The 22,938-nt window shown below is 55.1% G+C and carries 21 protein-coding genes and 1 pseudogene; 7 read left to right on the top strand and 15 right to left on the bottom strand.

Annotated elements, in window-relative coordinates:
* Positions 1 to 136: 136 nt before the first annotated feature.
* The 3 genes from LN244_RS05415 (at position 137) to yaaA (ending at position 1,592) form a co-directional block, all read left to right on the top strand.
* Positions 137 to 415: a hypothetical protein gene (locus LN244_RS05415; protein WP_239041827.1), complete on the top strand. Its 279-nt coding sequence runs from the start codon at positions 137 to 139 to the stop codon at positions 413 to 415.
* Positions 416 to 501: 86 nt separating this feature from the next.
* The gene (locus LN244_RS05410) at positions 502 to 735 is read left to right on the top strand and encodes a DUF2789 domain-containing protein (RefSeq protein ID WP_239041826.1); all 234 of its coding nucleotides are present in this window, start codon (positions 502 to 504) and stop codon (positions 733 to 735) included.
* Positions 736 to 809: 74 nt separating this feature from the next.
* The gene (gene yaaA / locus LN244_RS05405) at positions 810 to 1,592 is read left to right on the top strand and encodes a peroxide stress protein YaaA (RefSeq protein ID WP_239041825.1); all 783 of its coding nucleotides are present in this window, start codon (positions 810 to 812) and stop codon (positions 1,590 to 1,592) included.
* Between the two features lie 35 nt (positions 1,593 to 1,627).
* Here yaaA and LN244_RS05400 read toward each other — a convergent pair whose 3' ends face one another.
* From LN244_RS05400 to LN244_RS05380, 5 genes are all read right to left on the bottom strand, one after another.
* On the bottom strand, positions 1,628 to 3,778 hold the full coding sequence (locus tag LN244_RS05400; RefSeq protein WP_239041824.1) for a methyl-accepting chemotaxis protein: 2,151 nt from the start codon (positions 3,776 to 3,778) through the stop codon (positions 1,628 to 1,630).
* A gap of 203 nt (positions 3,779 to 3,981) precedes the next feature.
* Positions 3,982 to 4,851, bottom strand: a complete 870-nt coding sequence (locus LN244_RS05395) for a Tim44 domain-containing protein (protein WP_239041823.1) — start codon at positions 4,849 to 4,851, stop codon at positions 3,982 to 3,984.
* Positions 4,852 to 4,860: 9 nt separating this feature from the next.
* On the bottom strand, positions 4,861 to 5,757 hold the full coding sequence (locus LN244_RS05390) for a DMT family transporter (protein WP_239041822.1): 897 nt from the start codon (positions 5,755 to 5,757) through the stop codon (positions 4,861 to 4,863).
* Complete coding sequence (locus tag LN244_RS05385; protein WP_239041821.1) at positions 5,757 to 7,457, bottom strand: potassium channel family protein; 1,701 nt, start codon at positions 7,455 to 7,457, stop codon at positions 5,757 to 5,759. The genes LN244_RS05390 and LN244_RS05385 overlap by 1 nt, the downstream gene beginning before the upstream one ends.
* Positions 7,458 to 7,461: 4 nt before the next feature.
* Positions 7,462 to 7,845 (bottom strand): DUF6394 family protein, encoded by a 384-nt coding sequence (locus LN244_RS05380; RefSeq protein WP_239041820.1) that lies wholly within the window; start codon positions 7,843 to 7,845, stop codon positions 7,462 to 7,464.
* A 167-nt stretch (positions 7,846 to 8,012) separates the two neighbouring features.
* Here LN244_RS05380 and LN244_RS05375 point away from each other — a divergent pair, with 167 nt between their 5' ends.
* The gene (locus LN244_RS05375; protein WP_239041819.1) at positions 8,013 to 10,853 is read left to right on the top strand and encodes an insulinase family protein; all 2,841 of its coding nucleotides are present in this window, start codon (positions 8,013 to 8,015) and stop codon (positions 10,851 to 10,853) included.
* Between the two features lie 6 nt (positions 10,854 to 10,859).
* Here LN244_RS05375 and LN244_RS05370 read toward each other — a convergent pair whose 3' ends face one another.
* Positions 10,860 to 11,456 (bottom strand): hypothetical protein, encoded by a 597-nt coding sequence (locus LN244_RS05370; RefSeq protein ID WP_239041818.1) that lies wholly within the window; start codon positions 11,454 to 11,456, stop codon positions 10,860 to 10,862.
* Complete coding sequence (sbcB, locus tag LN244_RS05365) at positions 11,422 to 12,876, bottom strand: exodeoxyribonuclease I (RefSeq protein ID WP_239041817.1); 1,455 nt, start codon at positions 12,874 to 12,876, stop codon at positions 11,422 to 11,424. The genes LN244_RS05370 and sbcB overlap by 35 nt, the downstream gene beginning before the upstream one ends.
* 89 nt (positions 12,877 to 12,965) lie before the next feature.
* Here sbcB and LN244_RS05360 point away from each other — a divergent pair, with 89 nt between their 5' ends.
* The 3 genes from LN244_RS05360 (at position 12,966) to LN244_RS05350 (ending at position 17,343) form a co-directional block, all read left to right on the top strand.
* The gene (locus LN244_RS05360) at positions 12,966 to 13,394 is read left to right on the top strand and encodes a YchJ family protein (RefSeq protein WP_239041816.1); all 429 of its coding nucleotides are present in this window, start codon (positions 12,966 to 12,968) and stop codon (positions 13,392 to 13,394) included.
* A gap of 66 nt (positions 13,395 to 13,460) precedes the next feature.
* Positions 13,461 to 14,591: an EF-hand domain-containing protein gene (locus LN244_RS05355; protein ID WP_239041815.1), complete on the top strand. Its 1,131-nt coding sequence runs from the start codon at positions 13,461 to 13,463 to the stop codon at positions 14,589 to 14,591.
* A gap of 139 nt (positions 14,592 to 14,730) precedes the next feature.
* A complete protein-coding gene (locus tag LN244_RS05350) occupies positions 14,731 to 17,343 on the top strand; it encodes a DUF349 domain-containing protein (protein ID WP_239041814.1) in 2,613 nt (870 codons plus the stop codon).
* A gap of 78 nt (positions 17,344 to 17,421) precedes the next feature.
* Here the strand turns inward: LN244_RS05350 and LN244_RS05345 are convergent, their stop codons facing one another.
* The 8 genes and pseudogenes from LN244_RS05345 to LN244_RS05310 form a co-directional block, all read right to left on the bottom strand.
* Entirely contained in the window at positions 17,422 to 17,754 is a 333-nt protein-coding gene (locus tag LN244_RS05345; RefSeq protein ID WP_239041813.1) for a DUF7352 domain-containing protein, read from the bottom strand.
* Between the two features lie 98 nt (positions 17,755 to 17,852).
* Positions 17,853 to 18,746: a LysR family transcriptional regulator gene (locus LN244_RS05340; RefSeq protein ID WP_239041812.1), complete on the bottom strand. Its 894-nt coding sequence runs from the start codon at positions 18,744 to 18,746 to the stop codon at positions 17,853 to 17,855.
* Between the two features lie 113 nt (positions 18,747 to 18,859).
* Complete coding sequence (locus LN244_RS05335; protein ID WP_239041811.1) at positions 18,860 to 19,771, bottom strand: hypothetical protein; 912 nt, start codon at positions 19,769 to 19,771, stop codon at positions 18,860 to 18,862.
* A 176-nt stretch (positions 19,772 to 19,947) separates the two neighbouring features.
* Positions 19,948 to 20,460 (bottom strand): M48 metallopeptidase family protein, encoded by a 513-nt coding sequence (locus tag LN244_RS05330; protein ID WP_239041810.1) that lies wholly within the window; start codon positions 20,458 to 20,460, stop codon positions 19,948 to 19,950.
* A gap of 23 nt (positions 20,461 to 20,483) precedes the next feature.
* Positions 20,484 to 20,789, bottom strand: coding sequence for an MTH1187 family thiamine-binding protein (locus LN244_RS05325; RefSeq protein ID WP_239041809.1), 306 nt, complete (start codon positions 20,787 to 20,789; stop codon positions 20,484 to 20,486).
* 207 nt (positions 20,790 to 20,996) lie between these two features.
* A pseudogene (locus tag LN244_RS05320) lies at positions 20,997 to 21,080 on the bottom strand (excalibur calcium-binding domain-containing protein); the annotation flags it as partial.
* Positions 21,081 to 21,102: 22 nt separating this feature from the next.
* On the bottom strand, positions 21,103 to 22,122 hold the full coding sequence (locus tag LN244_RS05315) for a leucine-rich repeat domain-containing protein (RefSeq protein ID WP_239041808.1): 1,020 nt from the start codon (positions 22,120 to 22,122) through the stop codon (positions 21,103 to 21,105).
* 115 nt (positions 22,123 to 22,237) lie between these two features.
* Entirely contained in the window at positions 22,238 to 22,903 is a 666-nt protein-coding gene (locus tag LN244_RS05310; protein ID WP_239041807.1) for a cold shock domain-containing protein, read from the bottom strand.
* Positions 22,904 to 22,938 lie beyond the last annotated feature (35 nt).

Below are 22,938 nucleotides of genomic sequence, written 5' to 3'. Positions count from 1 at the left end.
CTGCCGGGGTCACGGGCTAATGGATGACCCAGCGTGGCTCAAAAGGCTATGATACAGCTTGCATCGCTGCTGTCCCAGTGTAATGGCCAACTGATACACCGGGAAAATCACATTGCGACACAGGAGAGAAGTACCCATGGACGATCAACTGCCCTCTTGGATTACGTTGAGCGGTTTTATCCTGCCGGCGTTGATTCTCGTATTGAAAGAACATCCCCGTGACCTTGCTACGGTCAGCTACCTCATGGTCATTGCCGGACTCTGCCTGCTCGGCGGCCTGCTCTTCTCCGCAGCCCTGATCCATTGGCAGCCGAATATCGGCCAGCCGCTGCTGGGTTCAGCGCTGGTGTTGATCGGCGCTCTGCTCAGCCTTGGTTTGAGAACCCTCTGGTCTCGCTGGCTTAAAGTTGACTAAAACCATTGGTTTTTTGACAAGCCTGCGTCCTCGGCCATAATAGAACCGAACCAAGTGCATGATTGCAGACAACAAGGAGGACCCCCATGGATACTTCCACGCATACCTTCTCGGCGCTTTTCGAGCAGCTGGGTCTGGCAAGCGACAAGGACTCCATCGAGCAATTCATTCGAACTCACCAGCTGTTCAGTAACGAAGTTGCGCTGCACGAAGCGTCTTTCTGGAACGAATCCCAGTCCGCTTTTTTGCGCGATGCCATCACGAACGATTCTGACTGGGCTGAAGTCGTCGACGAACTGAACAACAGCCTGCACGCCTGACACGATTGTCGATAGCGCGGGCCCATTTGGCCCGCAGAGTTTATTTTTGTCTCCAGAACAAGGGACTTACCTAGATGCTGACACTGGTTTCACCAGCCAAAACCCTCGATTACGATTCCCCCCTGGCAACCCAGGTCTACTCTCAGCCGCGATTTACCGAGCACTCTCAGGAGCTGATCTCCACTCTGCGCACACTGTCGGTTCAGGATGTTGCTGAATTGATGAAACTCAGTGACAAGCTGTCCAGCCTGAACGTGGCTCGATACGAAAGCTGGCAGCCGGAACACACACTGGACAATGCCCGCCAGGCCATTCTCGCCTTCAAGGGCGATGTGTATACCGGCCTGGATGCAGACAGCTTTTCTGCCGCCGATTTTGAGTTCGCACAACAGCACCTGCGTATTCTGTCAGGGCTTTACGGTGTCCTGCGTCCGCTGGATTTGCTGGAACCCTACCGCCTGGAGATGGGCACCAGGCTGAAAAACGCGCGCGGCGACAACCTTTACCACTTCTGGGGCGATCTGATTACCGAAGCGTTGAATGGAGAATTAGCCGAGCAGAATGCTGACGTTGTAGTCAACCTGGCCTCCAACGAGTATTTCAAGGCGGTCAAGCCCAAATCCCTGAAGGCACGCCTGATCACACCCGTGTTCAAGGACTTCAAGAATGGTCAGTACAAGATCATCAGTTTCTATGCCAAGAAGGCCCGCGGCCTGATGAGCCGTTACCTGATTCAGAACCGGATCGACACCCCTGAAGCATTGAAGCAGTTCGACCTGGAGGGTTACTACTTCAGCGAAGAGCAAAGCAAGGGAGACACCTGGGTCTTCCTGCGTGACGAACCACCGGCCAAGTAACGATCAGGCCCGGGCTTTGCCGGGCCTGGGTGCTTTTATTTGATGGCACTGACTTCGAAGGCGCCAACCAGCTGCTGAAGTTTGGCCGCCGTACCCTTCACCTGATCTGAGCTAAACTGCAGTTCACTGACCGCACGGTTCATCCGGGTGGTGATCTCGGCAACGGATCGTGCATGACCGCCATGTGCCTGACTGTGCTGATCCAGATGCTTGATGATATCGAACATCTCGGCCACCGAATCATGCAGCGCCGAGTTGTCCGAGGTGGACTGCTCGGCCAGAGTCAGACTGCGATCCACGTCTTCGACGCCAGACTCCATGAATCTGACCGCTTCCTCACTTTCAGCCTGAATACGTCCGACCCGCTCACCGATCTCACGTGCCGCCTGATCCGTACGGGCTGCCAGTCCTCGCACCTCATCCGCGACCACCGAGAAACCGCGTCCGTGCTCACCGGCTCGAGCCGCTTCAATTGCTGCATTCAGCGCCAGCAGATTGGTCTGGGCCGTAATATCGGTAATGAGCGTGACGATCTCGTCAATTTCGGTGGTTCTGGAATTCAGAGCCTGCACGCGCTCAGCAGACGTCTGCACGATATCACGGATCGCCTGAGTGCCCGAGCGCACGGATTCATATTGATCACGCGCTTGTTCAACCACCTGCTCCATGGCGGATTTCATCACTTCAGCAGTGGATGAGGCACGCCCTATTCCCTCGAGCTGAGCCTCCACCAACGCCAGCATCCGCTCGGCCGCTTCGTCAACCGAGGTCGCGGCTTCCAGAGCCACCTGATTTCGGGTCTGCATCAGCTGGCTGTTCTCGCCCACATCCCCTGCGGCACGAATCACCTGCGCGACAATATTGTCCAGATTATCGACAAAGCTATTGATCCAACGCGCGAGATCCCCGGTTTCATCCGCCACGATCCCCTCTGAATCCAACCGCTGGCTCAGGTTACCTTCACCTTCGGCCAAATTACGAATCACCTCTGTCATATCCCTCAGCCGCTTCGATTGCGGACGGATACCGATCCGCCAGAACACCAGCACCGACATCATGACAAACAGGAAATTGAGCAACATACCCGGCAGAGGATCCAGCGCCAGCCAGTACTGCAGCCCGTAGCTGGCCCCCAGACCAACGGCCAGAGATCCCAGCAGGCTGGAGAACATGCGCACGCTCAGTGAGCGACGCCGATACACCTCCTCCAGGTCTGACTCGCACATCATGCCCCAACGGTCACGTGATCCTGGCATGGTGAAGGTGACGCCTTTACCGATCACGGGAATGTGGCGGTAGTCGGAATACCCGGGGTAAGTGACGAACAGATTTTCGCCATTGCGGATCGTCTCCCTGACACCCGGATGCAACTGTCCCGTTGCCGGATCGGTAAAACGAATTTCGAACTCGGTATGCCGGCTGACCTTGACGGTACCCCACTGGGTTCTGATGCCGCTTTTCAGGTTGTCACCATGCGAAAAGGTGTCATCCTCAAAGCGTGAGCGCGAGAGGGCGACCCCCTGCTCAATCGTTGGATCGAAGCGGGAATCCACCATGAAGAGGTAGTTGTCACCGGATTCTGGATAAATATGACCGGCCTCACGCTGGATCAGGTCACCCAGAACATCATTGGGTACCCGTGCACACAACAAGCCAACGGTTTGGCCTCCACGTACAACCGGTTGATAGAACATCAGGGTAACCGCATCATGAAAGCGCGAGGAGCTTGGCCCAAGCTCAAGAGTCACCTGATCGACATAGGGACCATGTAAGAAAGGAGCGCGACATCCCTCACGAACCGCGGCCGGATTCAGGTCGCTAAGCCCAATGCGCGAGGGTGCTGTCGAGAACAGTACCTTGCCTTCGGGGTCGACATATGCGAGTTCGGACCAGTCCACTGCCTGCTTCAATTTGTAGTCAAACAGCTTTGCAGACTCTGCCGGGGAGTTTGTATCGATCTGTTCGGCCAATGCAGCCAACAACTCCCATTGAGTTTGTGCCCACTGGGTCAACAGACGAACACGAATTTCAGCAATACCCTCGAACGTCTGCTCTACCATCGGTAGCGTACTGCGGTTCAACCAGCAGGATTTGCGCATCGCCAGTTTTCCGGTCGCCCCCCACCAGGGCAACCAATGACGTTCTGCGTTGGAAAGCTGCATCCGGGTACTTTTTAACACTGACATCCACTTTCTCCATTCTTGCAATGAGAGAGCTTTAGCAATAAGTGCGCCAAAGAGGGGCAAGGAGAAAAAAATGCGTAAAAATGGCAACACTTACCCGGGCGACCGCACCAAGGGTGTGCACCTATTGAGCTTTAAACGAGGGAATGCACCATAAGTGAGCAGTGCGGTCGCATCGAATGTGCGACCGCTGCAGCCAGACCGGATCAGCCGGCCTGTTCGATACCGACGATTTTCCAGTCCGCGCCGGCAACCTGCATATTGCGGTTCAGGTGCCAGACTTCACTGAATTCACTGGTGGGCTGCCCGGATTCGGCAATCCAGCCATAGAAATGGATACTGGCGACAACATGATCGCCTTCGTCGATGAAGTTGACCAGTTCGGCCATCACAGAATCGACCTCGGTGTGTTGCTGATCCGGCAGCTTGGCACGTTCTTGCTGGAGAGACGCGAACATTTCTTCCGACATATAGTCACGAATCTCGCTCCAGTCCTGTGTATCCCAGGCCTTCTGCAGATGAATAAAGTGCTGCTGGGCACCCTCCACAAATGCCTTCTCGTTAAACCATTCAGGCAAGTTCAGACGGCTGGAAGCCAGGGCTGCATTGCTGGCACCGCTGAAGACCGGGGACTGCGGAGCGGCCGCCTGAGGTTCCGTCTCTTGGTGCATCATGCCGCCGTCCGGCGTGGCGTAGGCCGGCTGAGGCTGCTGCACCTTGCGGCGGGCAAAAAGCTTGAACAGCACAAACCCGATTACCGCAATCAACAGGATGTCCATAATCTGGATGCCTTCGAAAGCACCTCCCATGAACAGAGCCGCCAGCAAACCACCCGCCAGCAGGCCGCCCATCAGGCCACCGAAGCCCTTGGATTTGGTGCCCGTTGCGGTAGTCCCGGTTTTAGCAGTGGAAGTAGTAGCCGTTTGCTCTCGGGTTGGCGTCGGAGCCGTCCGCTGAGGCGTGGAGTAGCTTTTGCCAAAGCTGGAGCCACCGCCCAGACGCTTGGCCTCTGCCATATCCGGCATCATGACAAAGCCCAGCAACAGGGCAAAGAAGCTGTTGATCAACGTTCGCATTTTTTCTCCTCAAGTGGTTTTGCTTAACCGGCGCAGGGATTGCGCCAGTATTGCGATATAAAGTCCGGTAAAGATCAGCAGAATTCCGACCAGGTGATAAAGCCCCAGGCTTTCCCCCAGAAACACGGTCGCCAGCAACAGCCCGAACATCGGCATCAGATGGATAAACAGTCCGGCTGTTGCAGCTCCCAGCCGCTCTACCCCCAGGTTCCAGAACAGGAACGACAGGATCGACGGAAATATGGCCATATAGAGTACAGTCAGCAGAAAGGGTTCCGTGGTGGGGACAACAAATCGTCCACCCTGCTCCCACAACATCAGGGGAAAGAGTACGACAACACCGACCAGCACCGAGAAACCGAAGAAGGTCAAACCATCAAGCACTGCCGGGCGCCAGCGAAGGCTGATCGTATACAGTGACCAGCTGAGCATGGCCAGAAAGATCCACAGGTCGCCTTCGTTGAAGGCAAATCCCGTCAGCACCTCCAGCTGACCGCGACTGACCAGTACCATTACGCCGCCCAGGGAAAGCACGACCCCCAGCCACTGGCGCCCGCTCGCCCGCTCACCAAACATCAGCGCACCCAGCAGCAGAATCATCAGTGGCACTGCCGACTGCATCAACATGGCATTGGATGCCTGTGTGTACTGAACGCCGAAGTAGACCAGCGTATTGAAACAGGCCACACCGAGAATGCCCTGTACAGCAAGTACGGGCAGGTTGGCCTTCAGGGTCTGGCGCATTTTCCAGGCACGGGGCAGCCACCAGGGCGCGATGATCAGCAGTGCCAGTGCCCAGCGCAGGAAGGCCAGGGTAAAGGGCTGCATATCAAGGTGAATGGCGCGCGCCAGCACGAAATTGCCAGCCCAGAACAGGGTTGTCAGTATCAACAGCAGGTAGGGCATCAAAGGGTCTCTTGTTTGTTCCGGCGCAACAACCGGGCAAGCAGGGTATGAGGCGGATCTTCACCGGTCAGCAGGTAGTGAAGCACGTTGTAGTTATTAACACTCCACTCCATCTGACGCTTGGCCGCTGCCAGGCCACAAAACAGCAGCTCATCACCAACATTGATCGCGTGCAGTTCTCCCGGCAGCAGGTGAACACCTCCAGCGGTTTTCAACAGCAGCGGGAAACAGGGAAGCATGCGATCACGCTGACGTGGATCCTTGCTCAGGTAGCGCAAGGACACCGGCCGCTGGGCCAGCATAGTCGTTACGGCAGGAGCCGTCTCTGGCGTGACCTGAACAGACCAGCTATCGAGTTCCCGATCCCCCACCACGCTGCTCATGCGATTGACCAATGTGTGCGCCCAGACATCATCCTTGTGCTGCAGATGCTCCAGAAACAGCGGCAACAGGGGCGTTTTCAGCTGGGCCAGAATGCGATTGGCGATGATTCTGCCGGGCTCCATCACAAAGTCACACCGACTGTTACGGAAAACGAGAGCGTTCTGATGCAGGTTCTGACGCACGACCGTGGTCAGCCTGGGGTTAAGCTCACGCGCCGTCATAATAATGGACAGGTTATCGGCATCATTGCCGGTACCGGCGATAATACCTACGGCTGTATCCACACCCGCATCCATCAGTGTATGAGCTTCGGTACCCACCCCGACCACCGCGTTCCTCAGCGGCGCCAGGCTGCCGGGACTCGGGTCGATAATGGTCATGTCCATCTCTTCAGCTGAAAAAGCGGCTGCCAGGGCACGACCAAAACGGCCGTAGCCACAGATGATCCAGCGCCCGGGGGCATGTTTGTAGACACTGGACAGAGTGCGGTGATGCGGGTTCATCAACCAGTCATAGGCCAGTAGCTTGTGCGGAGAGCGAGCCGCCAGCGCCATGTAGTCAGCATACGCACGAAAGGGATCAACGATCATGTCAGTTCCGAAGGAAGCCATGTTCGCCGTTGTCACTTCCGAATTGGTGCGGGTGATCACCTGTCGCCTCGGGGCAAGCAGCTTACTGGCAATCGCAATCGACAGGTTGACGTTGTCATTGTTGGTCAGCGCCAATACGCCAATGCACTGCTTATGCTGCAGACCGGCGTGGTCGAGGATATCCGGCAGCGAGGCATCGGCACAGAGCGCAGGCACCGGAATCACCAGATTATCCAGTTCCAGCGCATCGATACGGTCCTGTTCGATATCAACCACGACCACGCGGACACCACGGTCGATTAACCTCTTGACCACGATGCTGCCGGTCACGCCGTAGCCGCATACCAGATAGAACGGCTCGCGCAGATTACGTACGTGTGAGGTAAACCCACGCAGCCGCATGAGGCGGCCAAACATCGGCTCCTGCAGCACGGCAAGCGTCTGACCGATGCCATAGAGCCAGCTGATGACCGTGGCGTAGATCGACAGGGTGACCCACATTCGCTGGGCATCGGTGAACTCATAGGGAATCTCGCCGAAGCCTATGGTCGTCCCCATGAAGGAGACGAAGTAGAAGGCATGGAAGAAATCCATGTACCAGATGTTACCCTCAGCATCACGACCGGGGATCAGCGTCATGCCAAACACGGTGATCGCGTAGACGGTGATCAGCGTGATCAGCGGCGCACGCAAGCGCCGCATGAACAGGAAAACCAGGTTATTCATGCGCTCAGCGCCGTATCAAAGCGGTTTCCACCACCAGCAGGATAACCGAGATCAGGTTCGCCACTGCTGCGCCGGCAGCAAAAGACACCACGCTGGCCATCATTTTCGGTGTCATCCCGGTCGCCGCCACTTGCTCGCCATAGCCCCAGAAAACCGCAGCGATGATCAACTGAACGTCCGCCACCAGACTGGTTGCCAGCATCAGTGCCCCAAGATGAGTACGATCGCCAAACTTCAGCACGGTACAGATCAGGCTCACCACCAGTGCTGCAAACAGTTCAAACACATCGTGGTGGTCGACATTGTCCAGATCCCCCAGGACAAAGCCGAAGTTCAGCGTCAGTGCCAGCACAATGAAAAACGCAAAGATCACCTTTTCACGGTTCATCCGTCAGTTTCCTATCCTGTAAACTCTGACTGATTGTATCGACTGTCTGCGTCCTCTGCATCCACGACGGTATAAAACGGGCATCGCACTGCACCCTTGAATTGAACTGCCCGTGCCTGCGGCTGTCCCAAAATGTTCAGAGACCGTATAACTTCAAGTGAGGGAATATGCTCCGTCTTCGTCTCCCATTGGCTTTTCTGCTGCTTCTGCTGCTCACCTGGCTCTCTCTGCCATTGCGGGCCGAAATCATCACTGCACCTGTGGATACCCGTGAATACCGCTATCTGCAGCTGGAGAACGGACTGAGAGTGGTCGTCATATCCGATCCGCGTACCGACAAGGCAGCGGTCTCGCTTAACGTTTCGGTAGGCTCCAATGCCAACCCTGCCGAGCGCCCAGGACTGGCACACTTCCTTGAGCACATGCTGTTTCTTGGTACGGAGAAATACCCGGAAGCCGACAGCTATCAAAAGTTCATCAGCTCGCAAGGGGGCAGTCATAACGCCTTCACCGCCTATGAAAACACCAACTATTTTTTCGATGTCGAAGCCAGCGCCCTGCCCGAAGCGCTTGACCGCTTTGCCCAGTTTTTCATAGCCCCACTGTTCACGGCCGAGTATGTCGACCGGGAACGTCATGCAGTACACTCTGAATATCAGGCCAAACTCAGGGAAGACAGCCGCCGCAGTTTCGAGGCGCAGAAGCAGGTACTCAACCCCGAGCATCATTACAGCCGCTTTGCAGTTGGCAGTCTGGAAACGCTCGCCAATTCGGATGACAGCCATATTCGCCATGAGCTGATCGAGTTCTACAAACGCTACTACTCGGCCAACCTGATGACGCTCGCGATGATCGGTCCACAGCCGGTTGAACAGCTGGAAAGCTTGGCTCGGCGCGCATTTTCAGCTGTGGAAAACAGAAATGCTGCTCCTTTTGTCGATCAGGCACCACTCTTTGTCGAGGGCCGTCTGCCTGCTCAACTCAATATCGAAACCCTGCGAGAAACACGCTTGCTGAGCCTGAGCTTTCCCATGCCTCCAATCCGCGAGCACTGGCAGCAGAAACCTCTCTATTACCTCAGCAGCCTGATCGGCTACGAAGGCAGCGGCAGTCTGCTTTCGCTGCTCAAGGAGAAGGGCTGGGTACGCAGCCTGTCCGCCTCTCCAGCTCTGGACCTGCCCGGCCAGGCCATGTTCCAGATCCAGATGGAACTGACCGAGGCGGGCTGGAACGCCGTGGACCAGATCGCAACTGACACCTTTGCGTTCATCGAAACCTTGCGCCAGGAAGGCATCAACGCCGAACTCTTTGCTGAAGAGCGCCAACTGGCTGAAGTTCAGTTTCGCTTCCGCATGCCAGGTGACCCGGTTCATGAAGTCATGCGCCTGTCTCAGGCATTGCAGCATTACCCTGTCCCCTATCTGCTCAAGGCCGATTATTACTTCGGAGAATTCGATGCCGAGCTGATCCAGCACTATCTGGATCAGATGCGCCCTGACAACCTGCTGCTGACACTGGAAGGTCAAGACCTGCCCACCGATCAGGTGGAACCCCGCTACCAGACAGCCTATTCAATTAAACCGATCGATGAAGCGCGCCTTGCCCTGTGGCAAGCACCCGAAATGGACGAGCGCCTCCACGTTCGCAAGCGCAATCCCTATGTCGCTGACAAGCTTGAGCTCATCGCGACTGAAGACTTTGCGCATCCGCAAGCAATCTGGTCCAAGCCGGGTTCAGTGCTCTGGTACCTGCCGGACAACGAATTCCAGCGCCCCAAAGCAGACTTCTATTTCAGTCTGCTGTCTCCCGTCGCCAATCAGTCAGCACACAACACCATGCTGGCTCACCTCTACACTCGCATGGTCATGGATCAGCTGAACGAACCGCTGTACGACGCAGCGCTGGCGGGACTTGGTGTCAGCCTCTACCCGCACATGCAAGGCATCAGCCTGAAGCTCAGTGGTTTCAGTGACAAGCAACCCCTGTTGCTGGAGACACTGGTCACGGCCATGCGCAACCCGATACTGGATGAGACACGCTTTGACCGCATCCACGACCAGTTGCGCGAAGAACTGGAAAACAGCGCCCAGGAGAAACCGTACAATCAGGCCTTTAACCACCTGTACAATCACTTGGTGGGCAGCTGGACCCGTGAGCAAAAGCTGACGGCTCTGAAGAGCATCAACATTGAGGATCTGCAGCAGTTTTACCCGCGCTTGCTGGAACCTGCAGGGCTGAGGTTGTTGGCGCACGGCAATCTGTCAAAGGACACGGCCATCACCATGGCACAGCAGGTCAGCAAAACCCTGCAGCCCGCCCAGCTCGGCTGGCTGGCCGAACCGCCCCACGTACTCTCGTTGCCTGAAAGCGAGCCGCTGATCGATACCTTCCTCACCGAGCATGGCGATGCTTCAGCTTTGCTCTACCTGCAGGGCCCTGATGAGGACCTCCGTACTCGAGCGGCTGTGGCGCTGATCAGCGAAATCGCTTCTACGCCCTTCTATTCGCGCCTGCGAACGGAAAAACAGTACGGCTACATCGTTTTTGCCAACTTTCTGCCGGTTCGCGAGCGGGCGGGCATGGCTCTGGTGGTGCAATCACCCAACACCGATCCGTTCGTTCTGGCGACGGAATATAACCGCTTTCTGCAAGATATCTCGGCCATGCTGGCGAAAATCAGCAAGGAAGAGCTTCAGCGTTACAAACAAAGCCTGCTGTCACGGATCAACCAGCGTGATACCAACCTGAACGAGCGCACCGAACGCTACTGGCGAGAACTGGACCGGGAAAATTTCGAATTCGATACCCGCGCCCGCCTCAGCGAGCATACCCTCAGCCTAAGCCGTGAGGAACTGAGCACCATGATGGAAAGCCTGATGTCACGCCAGTTGCTGGTGCGCAACTTTGGCACCACCGTTGAAGAAAATGTAAAGCAACAGGCACAGTTGGATGATGATGTCCGGCTGAATGCTCTCAAGCACGAACAGTTGGGACTTCCACTCGAGTAAAACGGATCAGGGCGTTTTGGCGGGCTCTTCGACGAAGACCCGTCCCGGCGCCCGATTGCCAGGCCCTTCAGGCAATTGCTCCTCGGCTTCGCCGCCCTCACTGATCATTTCCAGCATAGCGTCTGCACGCCCGGTCCAGTCACCGCCTTCCTCTTGATCGTCCCCCATATAGCCCCCGGGGATCGCCTTGACCTCATCGGTACAGATGTTCTGGAAAATACAGCGCTGGATATCCAGATCGAGCCGGATGCGATCAAAGATCTTGTCTTCACCGGCCAATACGATTTTGCGCTCGGGCTGAACGACGACCTGCTGAACCGGTGGAGGCTCCGAGGGATGAACAACCTGCACCGGCAGCTCTTGTCGATCGTTATCAGCGTAGGAGACCTCGTTCATAGGCTCCCAGTCCTGGTTACCACGGTCCTTGCCCTCATAGACGTCACGACCGTGCACTCGACCCGTGGAAAACTGGTCAACGCTGGTTACCTTGTAGGGAATCGGCTGCTCTGCCATCAGACCGACAGAGCAGCCCAGCCCCAGCAGACAGACGCAGAGCAGCTGACAGCGCCTAGAAAAAATCACCCGGGTAGATCGACTCGGCATAGAGTGCCAGTTCCTCCAGTATGTGGCGGTCGCGATCCGATAGCTGCGGATCCTGGGCAAGCTCATTCAGATCCTTGAACAACTGGGGCAGGCTGTAGCAGCCCCCTTCCCCCTGCAGCAGCTTGCGGCTGCGATACTCTTCCCAGCGCAGAGCATCTTCCTCGCTCAACGTATACTCGAAATTGCGTGCCTTATAACGCAACAGCATCTCTTCCAGACGGGCATCCTGAAACGGCAGGTCCAGTTCGGTCAACGCCATCGGTTCTGCAGCACGTACCTGCTCCATCAGTGCACGATCATGGTCAGAGAAAAAGCCGCCGCTGTAGAGCATATGATCCGGATCCCCATCCGATTGGGGGCCACCGTCATTGAATATATCGGCCACTTTCGCCGCAATTCCAGTTTCATTGCGCAACATTTGCAGGTGACGACGACAGGTATCGCCATCGATGGCAAGACGATCCGCCTCAACTTTGGTCAACATCCCTGCCGGCGCGATGATCGGGCACTTGTTCGCCAACACCTGCTTGAGTGCAATCCGCGGTGCTCCGGGCGGCAGTTCATCATGGCGGGTATAGATCAGTTCCCGCAGCTGTGCGACGCTTAACTCGAACAGGGGCGTCGGGTCTTCACGCAAGTCCCAGACAAGTGTGCTGTTGCGATTACTGGGATGGTTGGCGACAGGCGCCACGATGGCCGCATTTCCCCATTCGGTGGGATACCGGGACGAAATGTGCAGCACCGGCTTCATCCGCGCCACATCCAGCAGCGCCTGAACGGTCCGTTTGCCGCGGTTACGCAGCACGAAATCGAACAGCTTCGGCTGCCGTTCCTTGATCAGTCTGGCAACCGCGATGGTGGCATAGACATCCGACAGCGCATCATGGGCATGACCGTGATCGATGCCATTGGCTTTGGTCAAGTCTTCCAGTCGCAGGCTGGGACGGCCATCTTCATACTCAGGCCAGACGATACCTTCCGGGCGCAGAGCCCGAGTCAGACGAAGCATGTCGATAATATCCCAGCGGGAACAGCCGTTCTGCCACTCGCGGGCGTAAGGGTCATAGAAATTGCGATACAGCGTGTAACGAGTCACTTCGTCATCGAAGCGCAAACTGTTATAGCCCACGCCACAGGTGCCCGGTGTTGCCAGCTCGGCATGGATGCGGGCTATGAACTCGGCCTCGCTCACGCCCTCCTGCAGTGCCGTTTGCGGGGTAATCCCTGTCACGAGGCATGCCTGTGGGTGAGGCAAAACATCTTCGGAGGGACGGCAATAGAGCATCAGGGGCTCGCCGATGATATTGAAGTCGGCATCGGTGCGAATACCGGCAAACTGCAGGGGGCGGTCTCGGGCCGGATCAATGCCCGTCGTTTCGTAATCGTGCCAGTAAAAGGTCTCGTTCTGCTCGCCCGCCATCGGTTATCTGTCTCGACTTTTCGTAAGGGGAATGTTTAGATCGGTCTGAACGTCTCAGATTAACATCTCAACCCCAATGGATCATCCGTATGCTGACCGATAACAAGGATTTGGACACCCGCTGCCCCTGTGGCTCGGGCAAGCCTTTCAGTTTCTGCTGCGAACCGGCCATTTCCGGACGCAAGCCGGCAGCCACTGCTGAAGCACTCATGCGCTCCCGCTACACCGCCTTTGTTCTGGGTGCCATCGACTATCTGATCAACACCACTGCCTCACGCAAACGCAATCCCCGGGATGCCGAGCTGCTTTCGGAACAGACCCAGGTCACCACATGGACCGGACTGGAAATTCTGGATACCGTTGCCGGTTCGGCCAGCGATCAGAGTGGTGTCGTCGAGTTCAAGGCCGCCTTTGACAGCCCTGAAGGCAGTGCCATCCTGCATGAACGCTCCCGCTTCGAGCGTGAGGAAGGTCACTGGGTCTATACCGATGGTGATGTTGAGCTGCTGCCCGCCTGAACTGCTGGCTAAATTTCAGCCGCCTCTGGCCGATACCCCTGAGGATAAACAACAGAGGTATCGGCAATGCAGATCAAGCAGCACAGCCTGCAGTCAACCAGTGAACGCAGCTACAGCCGCAGCGAATCAGAACAGACCGCTCTGCGTGTAGGGCGTGTCAGCACTGACTCTGAGACCGGTAACCGGCGTGTTGATGTGGTTTTCGAAACCAGTGCGGCCAGCCAGCGCGAGCTGAACACCTACAGCGCGATGGCCCTGCGCGCCCACGCTGCCAGCCCTGCCTCGTCTGCCACCGACATGGCCGGCAAAACACAACCCTCTTCAATTGGTGGCATAGACGACCCTCAAAACCTGATTCAGACAAAAGATCGACTGAAACTTGAACTGATAGTCAGGCTGCACAAGGCGATCACCGGGAAAGAAATCAAGGTCATGCTGATCAACCCGGATCAGCTGCGCACCAATGGTGGTCACGAGCCTGCTTTCACCCCAGACAGCGTCTCACCCTCTTCCCCGCCGGTACAGTCCGCAATCGGCGTTGAGCTTGAACGCTCTCAGACCATCCGTGAGTCCGAGCAGACTCGCTTTGCCGTCAACGGCAGAATCCAGACCCGTGACGGTCAGACGATCGATTTAGAGATTGAACTCAACATGGCTCGCTCCGTATCCATCGAGCAGCATCAAATGCTGCGACTGGGTGCCCGTCTTTCCGACCCACTGGTACTCAACTTTGACGGCACAGCCACTGAACTGAGCAACACACGTTTCAAGTTCGACCTGGATCTGGACGGCAAAGCGGACGATGTACCCACGCTTGCAGGCCAAAATGCATTCCTGGTGCTGGATCGGAACGGTGACGGGCAGATCAATGACGGCCGTGAAATGTTTGGAGCACTCAGCGGTAATGGGTTTGTCGAGTTATCCGAGTACGACAGCGATGGAAACGGCTTTATTGATGAGGGCGACAGCATTTTTTCACACTTGCGTCTCTGGTCTCCAACCGCTGACGGACAGGGGCAGCTCATGACGCTTGGCTCCAGCAACGTAGGCGCCATCTGGCTCCACCATAGCAGTACCGAGTTTTCATTGACCCCGGACCTTGAGGAAAATCGGCTGGGGGTGATCCGATCCAGCAGTATTTACCTATCCGAGGATGGGCAGGTCGGCACCGTTCAGCAGCTGGATTTGAGCATTTAATTACAACCGTCCCGAATAACTTGACCCCATTCAGCGTCTGTCAAGGCTTTTCCTTGCACTCCACTGACCGGTAGAATAATGGCCCGCTCGAGCATTCAGGATTTCGGATGCCGGGACTCTCCTCTGGTAGTGGTGACTGATGTTTGCAAACCTGTTCAAGCCCAAGTGGCGCCATTCAAATCCGGAAGTACGTGCTTCTGCAGTCAACAAGCTGCGTCCGGACCATCCTGAGCAGGCCGGTATTCTTTGCCAGCTAGCCCTGAGCGACAGCAATCGACAGGTCCGCTTACAAGCCGTTCAACGGCTGGCTGACAAGGATTCGCTGCTGATGGTACTGCGCCAGTCTGACGACGCCGAAATCCGCGAACAGGCGGGCATACGTGTCAGTCAATGTCTCAATGGCGACGAGGACCCGAACAGTCTCTGCCAGTTGCTTGAACTGATCAATGACGATTCCGCACGTACTCAGATCATCATCAACAGCAACAATGCCCAGCTGGAGACAGGTACACTCAACAACATCAATGACGAATCTGTACTGCTGCAAATTGCCCTGCATGCACGGTTGGCCAACATTCGCAAAGAAGCCGTTCAGCGCATTGAAGATGCTACCCTGTTGGAACAGGTGCAGCGTGCTACGCGGGGACGTGACAAGGCTGTTCACAGGATCAGTCGGGATAAGCTGAACAGCCTGCGAGAACAATCGAGACTTCAGGCCGAAGCCAGCCTTCGTCGTCAGCAACTGCTGACCCAGCTGCACCAGTTGGCAACCACCGAGGACACCCAATTTCTGCAGGCGCGTGCCCAGGCGCTTTACCAGGAGTGGCAGCAACAGCCCAATATCGAAGGCAATGAACAGCAGACCTTCGACAACCTCAAGCACACCATCGAACAGCGTCTGAATCGGAAGGCTGAAGCAGAGGCCCAAGCCGCCCGCGAGCGGGCGGAACAACAGGCACGCGAAGACCAGGCCAAATCGCTGCTCGATCAACTCGCCGCTACGGAATCACAATCCACCGATCAGATGCAATGGGTTCTGACTGAACTTCAGGCGAAATGGCAAGCATTGGCACAACAGCTTCCGAGCCAGTTACAACAACAATGGCAAGAGTCTTATGACAACCTGGCAACGCTGGCATCCGCCCGTGCTCGACTGGAGCAACAGAGCCAGACCATTGCACAGTTGCTCCAGCAGGATGACCAGCCGCTGACCAAACGCCTGCGCAAGATTCGGGAGCTGCTCGCCCTGGTGGACTGGCCGAGCAGCGAACCCCGCCCTGAAGCCCTGCAGCAACTTCATGCGCTGGCTGACGAGCTCAAGCAGCAGCAGAATGCGCTCAGCCAGGAAGCCCGTCAGCAGGAAACGGCCATCCGGGACCAGCTGACTGAGCTTGAGCAGGCGATCGACAGCGGCAATCTGGCCGATGCCAACCGATTGCATCAGTCCGTCGGCAAACGCATCGAAAAACTTAACGTACTGCTCCCGGATGCGCTGGATAACCACTATCGGCTGCTGAATGCACGACTGGCCGAGCTGCATGATTGGCAGGGATTCGCTGCCGCTGGCAAGAAAGAATCCTTGTGCGAACAGATGGAAGCGTTGATTGGTGCCGAACTGCCGCCGCAGGAACTGGCAGACCAGGTCAGAGCCCTGCAGCTGGAGTGGAAGCAGATCGACGCAACCGACTCCGTGCATTCACAGAAGTTGTGGAAGCGCTTTCAGGAAGCGGGCGAAAAAGCCTACGCACCTTGCCAGACATGGTTCAAGGCTCAGCGGCAGCAGCGAGAATTCAACCTGGCCCAGCGCCAACAGATCTGCACCCAGCTACGCACCTACCTGCACCAGATGGACTGGAACCAGGCCGACTGGCCTGCCGTGGAAGCAGTCAGCCGCGCCGCCCGTGAAGAGTGGCGTCGTTACACGCCGGTTGACCGGGCCCCGGGCAAGCCACTGCAACAGGAGTTCAACACCCTGCTCCGTGAGCTGGACCACCACATCAAGGAACACCGCCAACACTGTGCCGACATCAAAGAGCAGTTGATTGCCCGGGCAGTCGAGCTGGCAGAGGCCGAAGACATTAATGCCGCCGCTGATGAGGCCAAACAGTTACAGAAGCTGTGGAAAGCAGCAGGCCCCACCTTCCGCAGCCGGGAAAGAGCCCTGTGGCAAGCCTTCCGCGAGGCCTGTGACCAGATTTTTGGTCGCCTCAAGGAAACGCGCAAGGAAGAGGCTCGGCACCAGCGCAAACAGGCTTCCGAACAAGCACGTCAGCCTCTGGCCGACGTCGCCGTGGACGCTCTGCAACGCTTGGCCGTCCTGGCTGAACAGGCCGAAGAAGAACTGGCCAATAACGGCAGCAGTGAAACGCTTGCCACCCTGCTGACTGAAGCCATTACAGGTCCGTCACCGGGCGACTTCTGGCGCGAGCGCATTGGACAGCGACTTGAAGCAATCCGCCTTATCAGCGCCGGGACCCGCTCCATCGAGCAGCAGCTGGTACTGTCAGATCGTCAGGCGCGTGAGCTCTGCATTCGTCTTGAAATTCTGTTGGGCGTCCCCTCACCCGAGAGTGACGAAGCCCTGCGCATGGAATACCAGATGGAGCGCCTGAATCAGGCTCTGGCCCAGCAGGATGACGAGCCTACACCAGCTGCACTGCAGGCACTGGAACTGGAATGGCTCACCCTGCCTTTCGCCTGGCAGTTCGGTGAACTGCACGAGCGTTTTGCCGGTCTGCTTCAGGATGCCTGACGCGCTTTCGGCTGCTGAGATTAAAAAACCCCGAGTGGCTGACCACCCGGGGTTTTTTATTGGCTGGTTCGCAGTGAATCAGGCCGCTGCATGCCTTACGAGCTTCGGCTCAGGCTTAGTACGCTCACGACTGGCCACTGCAATGCGGAACAGATGGTAGGCTTCAGGTCCGAAAGGATCCAGCGCGGTATCCATGTATTCGTACTCCATGGCCACCGGCTTGCCGGTCATTGCAACTCTGAAACAGGCTTCACAGAGCGGCACATCTGCTCTCAGCGGCTCCTCTACCCACATGAAGAGCCCTTTTTCGGCCATCAGGTACTCAAACCGCACGACTCGGTAACCTTCCTTCAGATGCAGGGTATTCGCACTGTCTGACGCTTCAAGGCGGTATTTGTGAATCGCTTTCATGGTCGGACTCCTCGTCTCTTTGATCACAAACTCATCATGGACAAGGAACAACCAAGAAAAAAGCAGATTTATTAATCTCAAATATCAGATTTTTTCGATCAATCTTGCCACCGAGTCTGACAAATGGCTTGAACCGCCGGGTGCGATGGCTGAGCCCCCCGAGTAATGGCATAAAGCCGATCCTGAGCAGTCTGAACCTCTCCAACCCACTCTACCTGATACTGCCGACATACCTCGTCCGCAATCACTGAGGGCGCCGCGAAAAAGCCCATCGCATGGTGTCCAAACACCTTGATCAGCGCACTGTCATCGACCTCTGCACGGATCGAAACCCTGACGCCCACATCATCGAACCACTGCATTAACTGGTTCACGTAAGGCGCTTCAACGGCATTAGCCAGGAATGGCTGACCATCGAGGCTGTCTGGAAAGCCGTCCTTCAAGGACTGTGCGAGCAACGGCGCTGCGAAGAGACTCATCGGAGAGCTGACCAGTTCATGCATATGGAGTCGGCTATCCGCTTCCAGTATTGGAGGGCGATCCGTCAGGACAATATCCAGATCGTGGCGCTTGAGGTCTTCCAGAAGGTTGGGCGTACGGCCTGTCTCGCAGCTGAGATTGAGCGCTCGATCCAACTGAAGCGCGGGTTCTATCAGACGCCAGGCGATGAGCTTGTGAATCGATGCTGAAATACCGACAGCGAGCCGCAAAGGGCGTTCATCAGCCGGCATGTTCAGTACCTGCTGCAACGCCTCGGCGGCATCAAAGATTTCATCTGCATGACGTTGCACCGTCAGGCCCAGATCGGTCAGCCGGAGCCCCCGCCCCTCACGTCGAAACAGCAGACCGCCAATCTCGCTTTCCAGCGTCGCCACCTGACTGCTCAGTGTCTGCGGTGCCAGATCGAGTATCTGACTGGCCTTGGCCATGCTGCCCTCTCGGGCCACCACCCAGAAATGATACAGGTGACGAAAATTGAGTTTGTTCAGCATCCGACACTCCCTTTGCCTGAATGCTGAACAGTCTAACTCAGGCAGACACGAACGCCAGCAAGAGGGATAAAGGCGTTAATGCTTTAGCCCAAGTGCAACATCCGATGACCCATTCAAGATTCAGATGCGGACGTTACAGTGCTCGACCCAGGCGATGAGAATGTATCGTCACCGATAACATTGGAAGTGCCACCGGATGTGTCCATTTTTTTGCCCGTTGCAAAAATTTCTGTACCGGCAAACTCCATCGCACTCTCAAACTCGGAGTTCATAAAAAGATTACCGGTCCGAAGATCAATTGACGCCTCAGCTCGACCATCGGCTTCCCCACCCAAACGGTCGTGCAAAACTTTGGTAGTTGTCTGATTGATGACCGTATAGGGTACCGTGGTTTGTTTAACGGCAGCCATTATGGCTGCGGGAGCATCAGAAACCACCGGATTATTCTTAAACCCTCTCAGGCTGAACATCTGACCCGGATTAACCGTATATTTCTTACCCGTGGCGGCGTGGGTGATCACCAACTGACCGGAAGTACAGATCATATTGCCTGCCGTATCAATTGCCCAAGAGGTACCGTGAACATTCAGCGTCGCAACGTTTGTGCCAAAGCTGAAGTCAGCCCCTTCTGTTAGCCTGGACAAAGACATGGTGAAGAAGCCTGAAACAGCTTCAAAATGCCCACCCAGCATGTCGCCTGACTCGGCCACCCTGTAAGCACTCATTTTCAGCCAGGCATTCTTGCCCAGATTAACATTGTTGGTTTCATCACCGGTCAAGGTAATTTTGGCAAAAGAATTATCTCCGGTTTTGAGTTCATCACCTTCATATACTGTATCCCCAAGTTTCAACGCAACGGTCTCGCCATTGCGAATCACCTGCAATTGCCCACCGAGGATATCCACCTTGCCAATCGCTACTGCCGCTTTATCAGCATGAGCAATCGGGGTTATTAAAAAGGTTGCAAACATCAAAAGACTGAGAAAGAGATTACGCATTTCTGATAGCTCCCAAGAAAAATTCATGGTCAATTGCATCCTTGGTCATAAGAGCGCAATCCCATAAATGTAACTGCGATTCTATGCAGCAAAGTCCACATAAACAAGCGGGACTATCATCTTAAAACGGAGAACTGCATTTATGCGCCCAACCCATTCCAGACTCGGGCATGACACTGGTGTCCTTCCCCCTCCCTTAAAGGTCACCAAAGATCGCCAAAGCGGTCACGATGGCAAAGATACAGGCGCAGCTCGAACTCCAGCTGGTGGTAATCCGGTTCCATGTGACAGCAGAGGTTATAGAACGCCTTGTCGTGCTCCTTCTCGCGCAGGTGCGCCAACTCATGTACCAGAATCATACGCAGGAACGGCTCGGGCACCTTGCGGAACAGGGAGGAGATCCGAATCTCGTTTTTCGATTTCAGCTTCTTGCCCTGCACCCGCGATGCATAGGTATGCAGACCCAGTGCATTGTTAATGATGTGGATCTTGTCGTCGTAGATCACCTTGCTGATCGGCGAAGAGCTGCGCATGTACTGGCTTTTGATCCTCTGGGCATAGTCATACAGCGTCTTTTCTGACACCAGGTCATGCGGCTGAGGATACTTCTTCAGCAACCAGGCACCGGACTGCTCATTATCCAGCAATGCCTGTGCCTGCTGCTGAACCTGCGGGCTGTAGCCGCTGAGATAGTTTGATTTTTTGGGCTTGCTCATGGAGTCATTATTCACAGTAACGCTCAATCGGCGGCCAGCTTGTCGGTCACACTTTGAATTTTATCCTGAATGCTCTGCTCCCGATCAACCCGGGTCCCCAGACGCATGGACGAGCTGATCCTCGGCGCCCCCATCGCATGGACAACTTCATGACAGCGCTTCACCGCCGCCATCACCTCATCCCAGTCACCTTCGATATTGGTTCCGTAAGCATGCAACTGGTGCTCAAGCCCCGCTTCCTCCAGCACGCGCTGGCAGGCCGTGACATACTCGGACACCGAGACACCGACGCCGATCGGGATGACACAGAGATCGATCATGACTTTCATAGATGCTCCTGTTTGTCAGTGTTGGGAATGGAACAGGAAGTCTATGTTACCTTTGTGCCTGGCAAACGGGAAAAGACACGTGCAGGCTATGACAGAAACCCGCATGGAACCGACATGAATGGCGACCAAGGGCACAACAGCAGCGTCAAGCCAACAAATCCCATTGCGTGTCATGTTGAATAGCCACACTTGACCCAAGCCGTCACATCAACGACCGAACTGCCTTTCACAGGGTACGCCATCACTATCACCGTCCATTTTGGTGTTTGGACAGTTCCCGAGGAAATATGTGGATTCCTCTAAGGAACAGCTTTTACCTTTTGGATGACCACTTTAGATACTGACTGGCAATCTTATTGAACTGATCTCTGTGCTTTTGAATTTTCACTGCATCACAGCTTTGGCACATCCATAGCTTGCCTTTGCCTGTAGGCAATACCATTTTTTTCTCGCCACATTTTTTACACGCAAAGAAATCATAAACACCCGAAACAGGTTCAAACAGATCACATTCAATATCAGGCCTTGCTCCGGCAAGAGCGGCCACCTCTTCGAATTTATATTTATTACTGATGGACAGGTATTTAAGTTTTCCAAGCTTGGCAAGCGGCAAAAGTCCATCCTCCTCGACCATAAACGTACCGAGGGATAACCAGTAAAGATCTTGCAGGGCCGTCATCGGCTCCAGAGTTTTAGCCTTCAGGTACTTGATACTGTTGCCATCACCGGCAATAGAAAGACCCTTGAGACCTGTAAGCTGCCTGACAAATGACAGGTCCGAGCAGGCTTTTATGTTTTCCAGCTCTAACCATTCAAGACTTGGCAAGTCTCCTAGAGGTTCCAGCGGTGCCAGCGATGGAGAACTACCGATATGAAGATACTTGAGTCCCTTCGCCCTCACGATATTATCGATCGATTTAATACCACTCCACTTTATATAAAGCCCTTTCAGTGACTTCATATCACATACCGCATCAAAGAGTTCTTGATTTGCCCTCGATGAAAACCAGACATATTCAACCTTATCCAGACTCGGCAATACTTCACACCAGGATTCAACCAGTTTCTTTTGCTCTCCGGCTTTAAGCTCTGTCTGTGTGCAAACAATATTCAATCGATCACTGCCATCATAGTCTGATGGATAGCGAATGGATTTCGGCGGAAAGTCTCGGGTTGGGCGGTGATACCAGAAGCTGTGTGAGGGCTGAACGTCTTCACTTCTCAAATGCATTTCATGCTTCATCAAATCCAGAAAGCCTTGAAGCACCGCCTTTGATGATTGGGCTTTAGCCTTCTCCCTGTAGCGAGTAAATTCATCCTTTTCATCTATCATTTATGCTGTCTCTCTGGTCTAAGGTTTACGACGCCCTGCTGGGTCTCCAAACTGCACAGCGGTTTGGAGCTCCAAGCTCGAAGGGCTGTAGTTGTATGATTTGTTAAACGGCTGCTCATGCCAGCCACTGATACAAACCTATACCCCCTAAAACCGGCATAATTACCAAGAGAGCCAACACCCCAAGGCAACCACGCCCCTGATTATGCATTGCGCCCTGCTGATGCCTCGGGTTGTCCTTGAGCCATTGATGGTGGCAAGGTCCACAATACAGTTTGGTGAAGCCATTATTCCAAGCCTGTATTGTTCGTGCGTCATATTCCGCTATTTTGCGGCAACGTGAACATGAAAACGATTTTTCTCTTGGTTTTTTCTGGCGGTTCAAGATAAAAAAAGAAATAACCGCAGGGATAACAAAAGGCCAGCTGCTCTCTATTGCGCTTGAGCTGTAAAACTCAAAACCGGCGGCAGCAATCGATATCAAGGCAACCAGGATTGAAACGTAATCAACAATGTTTTTCTTCGGCGGTTCGATTTCAATTGGGCGTTTTACCGGAGATGTACTTGAGCTTTTCTTTACGCCTTCGATCACGACACCTTTGGCTTTAAGCCTTTGCTGAGAGTCACGCATTGGCTCGTAAAGAACTCGATCGCCGACTTGGGGCCTCCTAGCATTAGTCTTAACGCTGGAAACATGGAAAAATAATTGCTCAGAACCGTCATCAGGCTGTATGAACCCAAAGCCCTTATCATCTTTCCACAGGGTAACTTTCCCTTTCATAAATTCTAACTACTCCTTGCCAGATCGAAGCCATT

This window comes from Marinobacterium sediminicola (genome assembly GCF_022343685.1).
Lineage (GTDB): Bacteria > Pseudomonadota > Gammaproteobacteria > Pseudomonadales > Balneatricaceae > Marinobacterium > Marinobacterium sediminicola.
Note: the sequence above shows the minus strand (reverse complement) of the source record. Positions and strands in the feature narration are given on the sequence as shown.